The organism is Micromonospora humi, assembly GCF_900090105.1.
Lineage (GTDB): Bacteria > Actinomycetota > Actinomycetes > Mycobacteriales > Micromonosporaceae > Micromonospora > Micromonospora humi.
Genome location: NZ_FMDM01000004.1, coordinates 311,690 through 325,490, shown reverse-complemented (window position 1 = coordinate 325,490; position 13,801 = coordinate 311,690). Strand labels below are relative to the sequence as shown.

General features: G+C 72.4%; 15 protein-coding genes. 12 read left to right on the top strand and 3 right to left on the bottom strand.

All coding sequences use genetic code 11. From position 1 onward, the window contains the following. The first annotated feature begins 8 nt into the window (after positions 1-8). From GA0070213_RS09815 to GA0070213_RS09780, 8 genes are all read left to right on the top strand, one after another. Complete coding sequence (locus GA0070213_RS09815; RefSeq protein WP_091061503.1) at positions 9-350, top strand: hypothetical protein; 342 nt, start codon at positions 9-11, stop codon at positions 348-350. Between the two features lie 277 nt (positions 351-627). Continuing rightward, positions 628-1,701, top strand: coding sequence for a BMP family lipoprotein (locus GA0070213_RS09810; protein ID WP_175441293.1), 1,074 nt, complete (start codon positions 628-630; stop codon positions 1,699-1,701). 205 nt (positions 1,702-1,906) lie between these two features. Then, a complete protein-coding gene (locus tag GA0070213_RS09805; protein WP_091061501.1) occupies positions 1,907-3,511 on the top strand; it encodes an ATP-binding cassette domain-containing protein in 1,605 nt (534 codons plus the stop codon). Beyond that, positions 3,508-4,845 (top strand): ABC transporter permease, encoded by a 1,338-nt coding sequence (locus GA0070213_RS09800; RefSeq protein WP_091061059.1) that lies wholly within the window; start codon positions 3,508-3,510, stop codon positions 4,843-4,845. The genes GA0070213_RS09805 and GA0070213_RS09800 overlap by 4 nt, the downstream gene beginning before the upstream one ends. A 2-nt stretch (positions 4,846-4,847) precedes the next feature. Continuing rightward, a complete protein-coding gene (locus GA0070213_RS09795) occupies positions 4,848-6,128 on the top strand; it encodes an ABC transporter permease (RefSeq protein ID WP_091061055.1) in 1,281 nt (426 codons plus the stop codon). A gap of 93 nt (positions 6,129-6,221) precedes the next feature. Then, positions 6,222-6,938 (top strand): cytidine deaminase, encoded by a 717-nt coding sequence (locus tag GA0070213_RS09790; protein ID WP_175441275.1) that lies wholly within the window; start codon positions 6,222-6,224, stop codon positions 6,936-6,938. 139 nt (positions 6,939-7,077) lie between these two features. Beyond that, complete coding sequence (locus GA0070213_RS09785) at positions 7,078-8,358, top strand: thymidine phosphorylase (RefSeq protein WP_091061499.1); 1,281 nt, start codon at positions 7,078-7,080, stop codon at positions 8,356-8,358. Between the two features lie 99 nt (positions 8,359-8,457). After that, positions 8,458-9,138: a DUF4272 domain-containing protein gene (locus tag GA0070213_RS09780; protein WP_091061048.1), complete on the top strand. Its 681-nt coding sequence runs from the start codon at positions 8,458-8,460 to the stop codon at positions 9,136-9,138. On the opposite strand, the gene GA0070213_RS09775 is transcribed toward GA0070213_RS09780, so the two are convergent. Together GA0070213_RS09775 and GA0070213_RS09770 are read right to left on the bottom strand one after the other, a co-directional pair. Further along, positions 9,135-9,986: a putative RNA methyltransferase gene (locus GA0070213_RS09775; RefSeq protein ID WP_091061045.1), complete on the bottom strand. Its 852-nt coding sequence runs from the start codon at positions 9,984-9,986 to the stop codon at positions 9,135-9,137. The two genes, GA0070213_RS09780 and GA0070213_RS09775, sit on opposite strands and share 4 nt — an antisense overlap. A 3-nt stretch (positions 9,987-9,989) precedes the next feature. Beyond that, on the bottom strand, positions 9,990-10,463 hold the full coding sequence (locus tag GA0070213_RS09770) for a MarR family winged helix-turn-helix transcriptional regulator (RefSeq protein WP_091061040.1): 474 nt from the start codon (positions 10,461-10,463) through the stop codon (positions 9,990-9,992). 57 nt (positions 10,464-10,520) lie between these two features. Between GA0070213_RS09770 and yczE the strand changes: the two genes are divergently transcribed. Genes yczE through GA0070213_RS09750 form a run of 4 tightly spaced genes read left to right on the top strand, consistent with a single transcriptional unit; the run spans position 10,521 to position 13,337 of the window. Beyond that, positions 10,521-11,147, top strand: a complete 627-nt coding sequence (yczE, locus tag GA0070213_RS09765; protein WP_091061036.1) for a membrane protein YczE — start codon at positions 10,521-10,523, stop codon at positions 11,145-11,147. Beyond that, complete coding sequence (locus GA0070213_RS09760) at positions 11,135-11,713, top strand: NADPH-dependent FMN reductase (RefSeq protein ID WP_091061033.1); 579 nt, start codon at positions 11,135-11,137, stop codon at positions 11,711-11,713. The genes yczE and GA0070213_RS09760 overlap by 13 nt, the downstream gene beginning before the upstream one ends. Before the next feature lie 53 nt (positions 11,714-11,766). Further along, on the top strand, positions 11,767-12,213 hold the full coding sequence (locus GA0070213_RS09755) for a PPOX class F420-dependent oxidoreductase (protein ID WP_175441292.1): 447 nt from the start codon (positions 11,767-11,769) through the stop codon (positions 12,211-12,213). Positions 12,214-12,260: 47 nt separating this feature from the next. After that, positions 12,261-13,337, top strand: a complete 1,077-nt coding sequence (locus tag GA0070213_RS09750) for an adenosine deaminase (RefSeq protein ID WP_091061030.1) — start codon at positions 12,261-12,263, stop codon at positions 13,335-13,337. Here the strand turns inward: GA0070213_RS09750 and GA0070213_RS32135 are convergent, their stop codons facing one another. Further along, positions 13,338-13,676, bottom strand: a complete 339-nt coding sequence (locus GA0070213_RS32135) for a hypothetical protein (RefSeq protein ID WP_245716326.1) — start codon at positions 13,674-13,676, stop codon at positions 13,338-13,340. It lies immediately after the preceding gene. Between the last annotated feature and the right edge of the window lie 125 nt (positions 13,677-13,801).

The window sequence follows — 13,801 nt, the reverse complement described above, 5'->3', positions numbered from 1 at the left end:
TGGCCGGCGTGGAAGCTCTTCGACTGATCCTTCTCTACGTCCATCTGATCGGCTTCGCGCTGCTGCTCGGCGGCGGGATCGCCCAGTACGTCAGCGGCCGGCTGCGGATCAACGCGGCCATGCTCTGGGGAGCGGTGATCCAGATCCTGACCGGTCTCGGACTCTCCGCGCCCCTGCGGGACGGCGACGAACCGGCCCCGGCGAAGCTTGTTACCAAGTTGGTGCTCGCGTTGCTCATCTTCGTCATGGTCTTCTTCTCCCGTAAGCGGGAGTCCGTGAACCGCGGGCACTTCCTTGCGATCATCGGGTTGACGCTGCTCAACGCGGCGGTCGCGGTGTTCTGGCGGTAGCCCGCAGAGCAACGGGAGCGCGCCGGGAAACGGACGTTCAGGACACGCCCGCGCACGCCCACCGGCCGGAAAAGTGATCTGCCCCACCCAAGGGTTACACCGGGGTAACGGACGCTCAACAGTCGTGCACGATTGTCGGCCGGTGGGTGGGCGCGGGCGTACGCTCCCGTCCGTAACGTGGGACGCCGGCGGCATACCGCAGGCCGGCGCAAGGGCATGCGTACCGCGCACGACGCGGGCGCAATGGGAAGGAGACGTCTTGCGCTCTGTGCGTGGGATGCGGATCGCCTCCGCCTTCGTGGCGGGTGGCCTCGTGCTGGGCGCCGCCGCGTGTGGTGAGGCTCCGGACGACGACAACAACAACGCCGGCGGCACTGGCGGCAAGAAGTACAGCGCCTGCATGGTGACCGACGTCGGTGGCATCGATGACAAGTCCTTCAACACCTCGGCCTGGAAGGGCCTCCAGGAGGCGAAGAAGGAGAACGACAACATCGACATCAAGAACGTCCAGTCGAAGGCCGAGGCGGACTACGAGGTCAACCTCAAGGGCTTCGTCGACCAGAAGTGCGACTTCATCCTGGCCGTCGGTGGCCTGATGTCGGACGCCACCAAGGCGGCCGCGCAGGCGAACCCGAACCAGCAGTTCGCGATCGTGGACGCCAACCCGGGTGTCGGCAACATCTACCCGATGCAGTTCGACACCGCGCAGGCCGCGTTCCAGGCCGGTTACCTGGCCGCCGGGATGAGCAAGACCGGCAAGGTAGGCACCTACGGCGGCCTGCCGATCCCGCCGGTCACCATCTTCATGGACGGCTTCGCCGACGGCGTGGCCTACTACAACAAGGCCAAGAGCAAGAACGTCTCGGTCATCGGCTGGGACAAGGCCACCCAGAAGGGCTCCTTCACCAACGACTTCGTCAAGCAGGACGAGGGCAAGAAGGTGTCCGACACGCTGGTCGCCCAGGGCGCCGACATCATCATGCCGGTCGCCGGCGGCGCCGGCCTCGGCACCACCTCCGCCGCCAAGGCCTCGGGCGGCAAGTACTCGGTCGTCTGGGTCGACGTCGACGGCTGCGAGAGCACCCCGGACTGCTCGGCGATCCTGACCACGGTCGTCAAGAACATCCCGGAGGCCGTCAAGGAGGCCGTCGTGAAGGCCGCCGGTGGCGAGAAGCTGCAGTCCACCCCGGGCTTCGTGGGCACCCTGGCCAACACCGGCGTCTCCATCGCGCCGTACCACGACTTCGACAGCAAGGTCCCGGCGGACCTGAAGGCCGAGGTCGACAAGATCAAGGCGGACATCGCCGCCGGCACCATCACGGTCACCTCGAAGGCCCAGCCGACCAAGTGACCGCTCCGCCGGCCGCCGCGGTGAGATCATCGGCAGCGGGGCCGGCGAGCACCAGGTAGCACGATCCGGCCGTCCCGGGCGTACGGGTTCTCCAACCCCGTGCCCGGGGCGGCCGGTCACCGTGATCCCCCCACACCCCCACCCGGCGCGGTGGCGGCGCGGCAGTCGCTACGCTGCACCATCGCTCGCACTCCAGGAGGTTGCGCTGAGACTCGAACTGCGCGGCATCACCAAACGGTTCGGTGATCTGGTCGCCAACGACCACATCGACCTCACGGTGGAGCCTGGAGAGATCCACGCCCTGCTCGGCGAGAACGGCGCCGGCAAGTCGACCCTGATGAACGTGCTCTACGGCCTCTACCAGCCGGACGAGGGCGAGATCCTGGTCGACGGCAAGCCGCTGAAGCTGAAGGGCCCCTCGGACGCGATCGCCGCCGGGATCGGCATGGTGCACCAGCACTTCATGCTGGTGCCGGTCTTCACCGTGGCCGAGAACGTGATGCTCGGCGCCGAGCAGGTCAAGCTGCCCTTCGCCGGGCTGCTGGACCGCCGCCGGGCCCGCCGAGAGGTCGCCGAGGTCTCCGAGCGGTACAACCTCCGGGTCGACCCGGACGCGGTGATCGAGGACCTGCCGGTCGGCATCCAGCAGCGGGTGGAGATCGTCAAGGCGCTCACCCGCGACGTCGACCTGCTGATCCTCGACGAGCCGACCGCCGTGCTCACCCCGCAGGAGACCGACGAGCTGCTCACCGTCATGCGGTCGCTCAAGGCCGCCGGCAAGTCGATCGTGTTCATCACCCACAAGCTGGGCGAGGTGAAGGCGATCGCGGACCGGATCACCGTGATCCGGCGCGGGCGGACGGTCGGCACCGCCGAGCCGACCGCCAGCCGGGACGAGCTGGCCGCGCTGATGGTCGGCCGCAACGTCCGGCTGACCGTGGACAAGCAGCCCGCCGCCCCGGGCAAGCCGATCCTGGAGGTCGCCGGCCTGGTCGTCGACGACGACCGGCAGGTCCGCGCGGTCGACGGCGTCGACCTGACCGTGCACGCCGGTGAGGTGCTCGGCGTCGCGGGCGTGCAGGGCAACGGCCAGACCGAGCTGATCGAGGCGATCATGGGCCTGCGCCCGGTGCTCGCCGGCACGATCAACCTCGACGGCGAGGCGACGGCCGGTTGGTCGACCAAGAAGGTGCTGCGCGCCGGCGTCGGCTACGTGCCGGAGGACCGCAGCGTCGACGGCCTGGTCAAGGAGTTCTCCGTGGCGGAGAACCTGGTGCTGGACATCTACGACCGGCCGCCGTTCGGCCGGGGCCTGTCGCTGAAGCCGGACGCGATCGCGAAGTCGGCGAAGGAGCGGATCGAGCAGTTCGACGTCCGAACCTCGTCGGCCGACGCGGCGGTCGGCACGCTCTCCGGCGGCAACCAGCAGAAGGTGATCGTGGCCCGGGAGCTGTCCCGGCCGCTGAAGCTCTTCATCGCCGCCCAGCCCACCCGGGGGGTGGACGTCGGTTCGATCGAGTTCATCCACAGCCGGGTCATCCGCGAGCGGGACGTCGGCACCGCGGTCATGGTCGTCTCCAGCGAGCTGGACGAGGTGATCGGCCTGGCCGACCGGATCGCGGTGATGTACCGCGGCCGGGTCATCGGCATCGTCGGCCCGGACACCCCGCGTGAGGAGATCGGCCTGCTGATGGCCGGCATCACCCCGGACACCGCGCCCGCGACCCCGCACGAGGGCAGCTCCGCCGTCGCGCCCGAGGGCGACGACGCCCCGGCCCCCGAGGGCCCCGGCAACGAGGACGAGGCATGACGAACCCGAACCCGGCGTCGGGCTCCCCGGACAAGGAGCCGGCGACCGAGGCGCTCCAGGCGCGCGAGGAGGCTCGCGCGACGCCGACCGCGCCGGCCGGCGACACCGCGCTCAAGCAGCGGCCCGCCGAGGCGCCCCGGCCCAGCCTGGGCCGGCTCTTCCTGGACAACCTCTGGGCGGCCAACACGGTCACCGTGACCGTGCTCGCGGTCGTGCTGGCGATGCTCGTCGGCGCGGTGCTGATCATCGTCTCCGACCCGGAGGTGCTGGCCACCTACGGTTACATCACCGCCCGACCGGCGGACGCGTTGAACGCCAGCTGGACGGTGGTCAGCGAGGCGTACGCGAACCTGTTCAAGGGCGCGGTCTTCGACCCGGACGCGGTCGGCTTCACCGCCGCGATGGGTCCGATCTCGGAGACGCTCACCTACACCGCGCCGCTGGTCTTCACCGGCCTGTCGGTGGCGCTGGCCTTCCGCGGCGGCCTGTTCAACATCGGCGCCCAGGGCCAGGCGACCATCGGCGTCGTCCTGGCCGCCGTCGCCGGGTTCGCGCTGCCGCTGCCGCCCGGGGTGCACCTGCTGGTGGCGCTGATCGCCGGTGCGCTGGGCGGTGCGCTCTGGGGCTTCATCCCGGGCATCCTCAAGGCCCGCACCGGCGCCCACGAGGTGATCAACACGATCATGCTCAACTACGTGGCGGTCTACTTCCTGTCCTGGATCATCGTCCAGAGCGGGGTGCAGAACCCGACCCGGTCGGACGCGATCAGCAAGCCGGTCGACTCCTCCGCGCAGCTGCCCCGGCTGCTCGGCGACAACCTGCGGGTGCACGCCGGCATCCTGCTCGCGGTGCTGGCCACCTGGTTCATCGCCTGGCTGCTCAACCGCTCCACGCTCGGCTTCGAGCTGCGCGCGGTGGGCGCCAACCCGGACGCCGCCCGGACCGCGGGCATCAGCGTCACCAAGACGTACGTGCTGGTGATGGTGATCGCGGGTCTGCTGGCCGGCCTCGGCGGCTCGAACATGGTGCTCGGCTCCACCGCCAACGCGCTGACTCCGCTGGTGATCGCGCAGATCGGGTTCGACGGCATCCTGGTGGCCCTGCTCGGCCGGGTGAAGCCGTGGGGCGTGCTGCTGGCCGCGCTGCTGTTCGGCGCGCTCCAGGCCGGCGGCAACCGGATGCAGTCGTACTCCGGGATCTCGCTGGAGCTGGTCACCGTGCTCCAGGCGCTCATCGTCATCTTCATCGCCGCGCCCGCCCTGGTAAAGGCGATCTTCCAGCTCCGGGCGGCCCGCGCCGCCCGGCTGCAGACGAGCCTCGCGAAGGGCTGGTGAGCATGTCCACCACGGCTGTCCCCGACGTCGCGGTCACCGCGGTCGACGAGGGTTTCTGGACGCGGGCCCGCAAGGCGGGCGCCGTCCTGCTGGCGCTGGGCGTGCTCGCGGCGGTGCTGTTCGGCGCGCTCGCCACCGACCAGCAGGCCCGATTCACGCTCAGCGAGACCGAGGGCGGCGCCGCCCTGGAGATCAACGGCACGGTCGGCGCGATCCTGTTCGGGGTCATCGCCGCCGCGACCGGGGCCGCGCTGCTGGCCGGTGTGCCCAAGCGCTGGTTCACGGTGCTGCTCGGCGCCGGGCTGGTCGCCTTCGTGCTGAGCTTCCTGTGCTGGCAGGTCTCCGCCGCCCCCGAGGGGCGCAACTTCATGCCGCTGGTCAACGTGCTGCGCGGCACGTTCGTCCTGGCGCTGCCGCTGATCTTCGGCGCGCTGGCCGGGGTGCTGTGTGAGCGCTCCGGCGTGGTCAACGTGGCGATCGAGGGCCAGTTGCTGATGGGCGCCTTCTCCGGCGCGCTGTTCGGCAGCATCTCCGGCAACGTCTGGGTGGGCCTGGTGGCCGCCGCGCTCGGCGGCGCGTTCATCTCGCTGCTACTCGCCGTGTTCGCCATCCGCTACCTGGTCGACCAGGTGGTCATGGGCATCGTGCTCAACCTGCTGGCGGTCGGCGTCACCGGCTTCCTCTACGAGCGGCTGATGCAGACCGACGCGACGAAGTACAACAGCGCGCCGCGGTTCAGCAACTGGGAGATCCCGCTGCTGAAGGACATCCCGCTGCTCGGCCCGGCGCTGTTCCGGGGCAACATCTTCCTCTACCTCGGCCTGCTGCTGGTGCTGGTCATCCACCTGGCGCTGTTCCGCACCCGGTGGGGCCTGCGCACCCGGTCGGTCGGTGAGCACCCGACCGCCGCCGACACGCTCGGCGTGAAGGTGCTGCGGCTGCGCTACCGCAACGTGCTCCTGGCCGGTCTGGTGGCCGGCGTCGGCGGCGCGTCGTACACGCTGGCGCTCTACTCGTTCACCAAGAACATGATCGGCGGCAAGGGCTTCATCGCGCTGGCCGCGCTGATCTTCGGCCGGTGGAGCCCGACCGGCGCGCTGCTCGCGGCGCTCTTCTTCGGCTTCGCCGACCAGCTCGCCACCTACCTGGGCGCGATCGGCAGCAGCATCCCGAGCCAGTTCCTGGCGATGCTGCCCTACCTGGCGACGATCCTGGCGGTGGCCGGGCTGGTCGGCCGGGTCCGGGCGCCGGCCGCCGACGGCAAGCCGTACATCAAGGGCTGATTGTCGCGCGACGCACCGTGCCCGGCGGGGACGACCCGCCGGGCACCGTCGTCTCCGGACGCGCCCGCGACCGATCGGCGTGAATTGGGCAGAATGGGAGTCGTGATGGAGATCGACTGGGAGCGGCTGCGGGCCGCCGCCACCGAGGTCATGCGGCACGCCTACGTGCCGTACTCGAAGTTCCCGGTCGGGGCCGCCGCCCTGGTCGACGACGGCCGTGTGGTGGTCGGCTGCAACGTGGAGAACGCCGCGTACGGCGTGGTGCTCTGCGCCGAGTGCGGCGTGGTCTCCTCGCTGCACGCCACCGGTGGTGGCCGGATCGTGGCGCTGTCCTGCGTCGACGCGACCGGCCAGCCGCTGATGCCGTGCGGCCGGTGCCGGCAGCTGCTCTGGGAGCAGGGCGGCCCGGAGTGCCTGATCGAGGCCAACGGCGGGCCGCTGCGGATGGCCGAGCTGCTGCCGCACGCGTTCGACGTGGCCGACATCGAGGCGGTGACCGGCGAGCACCCGGTGCCCGTGGTGCCGGACCGGCTGGCCGCCTGGCGGGGGCGGGGCACCGTCTTCGTGCACCCGGATCTCTCGGACGGGCAGCAGGTCTGGACGGCCTACTGGGAGCGGTCGGCCGGCGACACCGAGGGCGCCGAGACCGGCGTGCTGGAGGAGGGCCCGAGCTGGGACGATCCCGACGGGGCCCTCGAGTGGGGGATGGCGCGGACGCCGCGCGTGGTCGTGGTGGACGCGTCGGGCGCGATCTTCTGGGCGGGTGAGGGGGAGCCTCCGTCGGAGATTCCTCAGCGGTGGGGTGGTTGAGGTGGGGGAATCGGGCCGACCGTGCCCGGCTCCGGGCGGTCAGGCTTGATCCCTCCGCCGGTCACGGTCGGCCCGATTCCTCGTCGGTCACCGGTCGCGGGTCGGGTGGACCACGCGCTATTACTGATTGGATCTTGTGGTGAGTGCTTTTGCGGCGGTTGATGTCATTCGGGCGAAGCGGGACGGGGGTGTGCTGAGCGACGGGCAGATCGACTGGGTGGTCGACGCGTACACCAAGGGGTTGGTGGCCGACGAGCAGATGTCGGCGCTGGCCATGGCGATCCTGCTGCGCGGCATGACCGGCCCGGAGATCGCCCGGTGGACCGCCGCGATGATCGCCAGCGGTGAGCGGCTGGACCTGTCGCCGGTGGCCCGGCCGACCGTGGACAAGCACTCCACCGGCGGCGTCGGCGACAAGATCACCCTGCCGCTGACCCCGCTGGTCGCCGCGTGCGGCGCGGCCGTCCCGCAGCTCTCCGGCCGGGGCCTCGGCCACACCGGCGGCACCCTGGACAAGCTGGAGTCGATCCCGGGCTGGCGGGCGGCGCTGAGCAACGACGAGTTCATCGCCCAGCTCCGCGACGTCGGCGCGGTGATCTGCGCGGCCGGTGACGGGCTCGCCCCGGCCGACCGCAAGCTGTACGCGCTGCGCGACGTCACCGGCACCGTCGAGGCCATCCCGCTGATCGCCAGCTCGATCATGAGCAAGAAGATCGCCGAGGGGACCGGGGCGCTGGTGCTCGACGTGAAGGTCGGCTCCGGCGCGTTCATGAAGAACGTCGACGACGCCCGCGAGCTGGCCCGCACCATGGTCGAGCTGGGCGGCGCGCACGGGGTGCGGACGGTCGCCCTGCTCACCGACATGTCCACCCCGCTCGGCCGGGCCGTCGGCAACGCGGTCGAGGTGACCGAGTCGGTGGAGGTGCTGGCCGGTGGCGGCCCGGCCGACGTGGTGGAGCTGACGCTGGCGCTGGCCCGGGAGATGCTCGACGCGGCCGGCCTGCCGGACGCCGACCCGGCCGCCGCGTTGCGCGACGGGCGGGCCATGGACTCGTGGCGCGCGATGATCCGGGCGCAGGGTGGTGACCCGGATGCCCCGATGCCCACCGCGAACGAGGTCGAGCTGGTCACCGCGGCCGAGGACGGCTGGGTGGCCGAGGTGGACGCGTACGCGATCGGGGTGGCCGCCTGGCGCCTCGGCGCCGGCCGGGCCCGCAAGGAGGACCCGGTCAGCGTCCCGGCCGGTGTGGTGCTGCACAAGCGCCCCGGCGACCCGGTGCAGGTCGGCGACCCGCTGTTCGAGCTGCGCGCCGAGCACGCCGAGCGGATCCCGGCCGCGTTGGCGCAGGCACGCGACGCGATCCGGGTGGCGCCGGCGGCCCCGGCCACGACGCCGCTGGTGATCGAACGGATCGGCTGACCGGCGGGCCATGGTGCCGGCCCGGCCGGAACCGCTATCCTCGCAGGCCAGGGGGACCGACCGGCATCGAGCCGAGGCGAGCAGACAGGGACTGAGGCGTTGCGCGTATCCGCTCCCGACCCCCGGGCCGTCCGTGAGGCGAGTCTCGACGAGCTGTCCCGGCTGGGTCTTCCGCTGCCGCCGCCGCAGTTCCCGCTGGTCTGGGAGCCGGGCGACGAGATCGAGCTGCGTGCCACGCCGGAGATCGAGGCGCGGATCGCGGTGCTGCACCTGATCCTGGCCCGCTGCTTCGGCATGCCGCCGCAAGCCGCGATGAGCTGGCTGCTGGAGTCGCACCTGGTGGAGATGCTGACGCCGCCGGAGTGGCAGTTCGTGATGGGCGGCCGGGGCGACCACCGGTCGTTCGTGCTGCACCACGACGCACTGTTCTCGCTGGCCTGGGTGCTCGGCCTGAGCAAGCAGCTGGACCCGACCGTGCCGGTGGACGAGCGGCTGGTCGAGCGGATGCCGAACCTGGTCACGGGGGAGACGTTCCCGCAGTGGCGGGCGCGCATCCTGGCCGCCCCGCAGCATCCCGCCGACGCGGCCGCGCTGCTCGACCTGCACTACTGCCTGGACTGGGCCTACCTGGAGACCGAGCGGGCCGGGCAGGCGCTGCCCGGGCTGGTGGACGCGAACGCGATCGGGCAGCGCCGGTGGGCGCTGGAGTGGGCGGTGGTGCTGCGCGGGCCGTACCACGACGAGCCGCCGGGCTGGGAAGAGGTCGACCTCTCCACCTAGCGCGGTCGGTGCGTGCCGAGCCGGACGGCGAGCGTGACGGGGGTGGGCTCGGGCAGCGCGGCGATCCGCGCGGCGAGTCGCTGCGGGTCCGCGTGCCAGGCGCTGGGGCCCATCCCGACCAGCGTGCCGACCTCGGCACGGGTCAACGACAGCCGGGACCGGTGCGCGGTGGCGGATTCCTCGACGAAGTGGGCGCCCAGGCTGTCGGCGACCCGGTCGGCCTTGGCCGGGTCCACCCGCAACAGGTCCAGCGCCTCGACCAGCTCGCCGAGGTGGTCGGTCGTCGGGGTGACCACCAGCAGCGCGCCGGCCGGGTCAAGCACCCGGTGGAACTCCGGGCCGTTGCGGGGCGCGAAGACGTTCAGCAGCACGCGCACGGACCGGTCGGCCAGCGGCAGCCGCTGCCAGGTGTCGGCGAGCGCGGCGGCGGCGCGCGGGTGGGCGCGGGCGGCGCGGCGCAGCGCCGGCTTGGAGACGTCCAGGGCCAGGCCGGCGGCGTCCGGCAGCGCCGCCAGCACCGCGGCGAGGTAGTGGCCGGTCCCGGCGCCGGGCTCCACCACCAGGGGGTACGGATCCCCGGGCGCGATCCGGCTCGCGGCGGCGGCCAGCGCGGCGGCCAGCGTGTCGTAGTGGCCGGCGGCCAGGAAGCCGGCCCGGGCGGCCACCATCTCCGCGCTGTCCCCGGCGTGCGGGGCCCGGCCGGCGAGCAGGTTGACGTATCCCTGCCGGGCGGTGTCGAAGCTGTGCCCGCGCGGGCAGCGCAGCGCGCGGGTGGTGCCGGCGGTGGCCTCGGCCAGCGGCTCGCCGCAGACCGGGCAGCGCAGCCGGGCCAGGATGCGGGGGTCCACGCGTCAGCCCGCCGCTTCCGTGCGGTCGGTGAGGTGGTCGACGACCCGCCGGCTCAGCGTGCCGAGCGCCGCCAGCTCCGTCGGGGTGAGCAGGTCGATCAGGTGCCGCCGGACGGCGGCCACGTGCCCGGGTGCGGCGCTCTCGACGGCCCGCCGGCCGGCCGGGGTGAGCGCGACGATCGAACCGCGGCCGTCGGTGGCACACTCCTCCCGGGTGACCAGGCCGCGCTGCTGCATCCGGGAGATGTGGTGGGAGAGCCGGCTGCGGGACCAGAGCATGCGATCGGCCAGCTCGCTGAGCCGCAACCGCTGGTCCGGTGTCTCGGAGAGGTCGCTGAGGACGTCGTAGTCCGGCTCGGAGAGGCCGGCGTCCTGCATCAGCTCGCGGGCCAGCTCCAGGTCGAGCAGGCGGCGCATCCGCCGGTAGCCGCGCCACGCGCGGTCCTCCCGCTCGTCCAGCCAGCGCGGTCCGTCCATGCCCCGATCCTAACCAGGTGGTTGACATGTCACCAACTCGCCACCTAGCTTGATGACATGTCAACCAAACTGCCGGCCCGCGTGGTCCGGCTCCTCGCCGGCCTGGCCCTGTTCGGGGTGAGCGTCGCGCTGATGGTCCGCGCCGACCTCGGGCTCGCCTCCTGGGACGTGCTGCACCAGGGCCTCGCCGCCCGCACCGGCCTGCCGATGGGCCTGCTGGTCAACGGCGTGGCGTTGCTGGTGCTGCTGCTGTGGGTCCCGTTGCGCCAGCGGCCCGGGGTCGGCACGGTGGCGAACGTGGCGCTGGTCGGGTTCGCCCTCGACGCGACGCTGGCCCTGATGCCGCCGGTCGACCCGCTCGCCGCTCGGATCGGCCTGCTGGGCGTCGGCGTCCTGCTCAACGGTCTCGCCACCGCGCTCTACCTGGGCGCCCGGCTCGGCCCGGGTCCGCGGGACGGGCTGATGACCGGTCTGGCCGCCCGCGGCCTTCCGCTCGGCCCGGCGCGCACCGGTATCGAGCTGACCGTGCTCGCGGTCGGTTGGCTGCTCGGCGGGGCCGTCGGCCCCGGCACCCTGCTCTACGCGATCGGCATCGGGCCGATCGTCGCCTGGCTCGTTCCCCGACTCACCGTGCCGGCCCCGGCCGCCACCGCCACCGGAGTGACCTCACCATGCCCAGCCTGAACGTGATCGTCGCCAGCACCCGACCCGGCCGGGTCGGCCGCCGCATCGGTGACTGGTTCACCGCCGCCGCCGTCCGCCACGCCGGCTTCGACGAGGTTCGGCTCGTCGACCTGGCCGAGGTCGGGTTGCCCTTCCACGACGAGCCGCACCACCCCGCGGAGCGGGTCTACCGGCACGAGCACACCCGCTCCTGGAGCGCCACCGTCGACGCCGCGGACGCCTTCGTCCTGGTGATGCCGGAATACAACTACGGCTTCAGCGCGCCGCTCAAGAACGCGATCGACTACCTCTACCACGAGTGGCAGCACAAGCCGGTGGGCTTCGTCAGCTACGGCATGACCTCCGGGGGCCTGCGCGCGGTGCAGATGATCAAGCAGGTGGTGACCACCTTGAACATGGTCCCGGTGAACGACGCGGTGACCGTCTTCCTGCGGCAGGCGCTGGACGAGGCCGGCGAGCTGCGACCCAACCCGGGCCGCGAGCAGGCGGCCGAGCTGATGCTCGACCAGCTCGTCCGGCTGGCCGCCGCGCTCGCCCCGCTGCGGACGACCGAGGTCACGGCATGAGCGAGCGCACCGAGCGGAGCGAGGGCCGTGAGGGCATGCCCGGTCGGCCCGGCATGAGCGAGCGCACCGAGCGGAGCGAGGGCCGTGAGGGCGAGCGGCTGTGGGGGCTGTTCGGCGAGCGCGGGCGCGGGGTGCTGGCCACCCTGCGCCGGGACGGTCGCCCGCAGCTGTCCAACCTCGACTACCTGGCCGAGCCGGGCCTGATCCGTTGCTCCACCACCGGCGACCGGGCGAAGGTACGCAACCTGCGCCGCGATCCCCGGGCCAGCTTCCACGTGACCACCGCCGACGGCGGGGCGTACGCGGTGGCCGAGGGCACGGTCACGCTCACCCCACCGGCCGCCGCGACCGACGACGCGACGGTCGACGAACTGGTCGAGGTCTACCGGCGGATCCGCGGCGAGCACCCGGACTGGGCGGACTACCGGGCCGCCATGGTGTCCGACGGGCGTCTGGTCCTGCGCCTGACGGTCGAGCGGGTGTACGGCTGGCGGCCCTGACGCCGGTCCGCTGCCCGGCCGGCACCGCCGGTGACTAGGGTCTGGGCATGGTCGCAATCTCGTACGAGGACATCGTCAAGGTCCCGAAGGCGCTGCTGCACGATCACCTCGACGGCGGCCTGCGGCCCGCGACGATCGTCGAGCTGGCCGCCGAGGCCGGCCACGAACTGCCCACCACCGACCCGGACGCGCTCGGCCGCTGGTTCGCCGAGGCGGCGAACTCCGGTTCGCTGGAGCGCTACCTGGAGACGTTCGCGCACACCGTGGCGGTGATGCAGACCGCGAGCGCGTTGCGCCGGGTCGCCCGCGAGTGCGCGCTGGACCTGGCCGCCGACGGCGTCGTCTACGCCGAGGTCCGGTTCGCGCCCGAGCAGCACCTGGAGCGGAACCTGACCCTGGACGAGGTGGTCGAGGCGGTGGTCACCGGGTTCCGGGAGGGCAGCGCGCTGGCCGGCGAGGCGGGCACGCCGATCCGGATCGGCACCCTGCTCACCGCGATGCGGCACGCCGCCCGTTCGCAGGAGATCGCCGAGCTGGCGGTGCGGCACCGGGACACCGGGGTGGTCGGCTTCGACATCGCCGGCGCGGAGGCGGGCTTCCCGCCCACCCGGCACCTGGACGCGTTCGAATACCTCCAGCGGGAGAACTTCCACTTCACCATCCACGCCGGCGAGGCGTTCGGGCTGCCGTCGATCTGGCAGGCGATCCAGTGGTGCGGCGCGGACCGGCTGGGTCACGGCGTCCGGATCGTCGACGACATCACCCCGGGCAACCCGCCCGCGCTGGGCCGGCTGGCCGCGTACGTGCGGGACAAGCGCATCCCGCTGGAGCTGTGCCCGTCGTCGAACGTGCAGACCGGCGCGGCGGCGTCGATCGCCGACCACCCGATCGGGCTGCTGCGCGACCTGCGCTTCCGGGTGACGGTGAACACCGACAACCGGCTGATGAGCGGCACCTCGATGTCGCGCGAGATGGCGTTGCTGGTGGAGGCGTTCGGCTACGGCTGGAAGGAACTCCAGTGGTTCACCATCAACGCGATGAAGAGCGCCTTCATCCCGTTCGACGAGCGCCTGCGGATCATCGACGAGGTGATCAAACCGGCGTACGCGAAGCTGATCGGCTGATCACGGCCGGCGCGGGTGGCCGGCGAGCAGGGCGGCCACCCCGCGCAGCACCTCGCCGGCCCGGGCGGCCTCGGCGCCCAGCCCGGTCTGGCGGCGCAGCACGGCCGGCTCGGCCCGCAGCAGGGTGAGACCGCGCCGGATGAGCACCCGGGGCGCCTTGCGCTGTTCGGCGAGGTCGCGGGCGAGCCGGCGCAGGAAGGTGGCGCCGCGCGGGCGGCGCAGCGCGTACGCCCCGGCGAGCAGGCCGCGGCGCCGGCACTCGGCGACGATCTCGGCGGCGAAGATCCCTTCGGCGACGAAGATTGGCGATCCGTCGACGTCGAATGGCCGGGTGGCCACCCTCCGGTCCGCGCCGATCGCATAAACCGGCACTTCGGCCTTGCCCTCCCGGGCCAATCGGGCAATTGTTTCCACCGCCGTGTCCGCGTCCCAGGACGAGGGGGACTCCCAGTCGACCTGTCCGT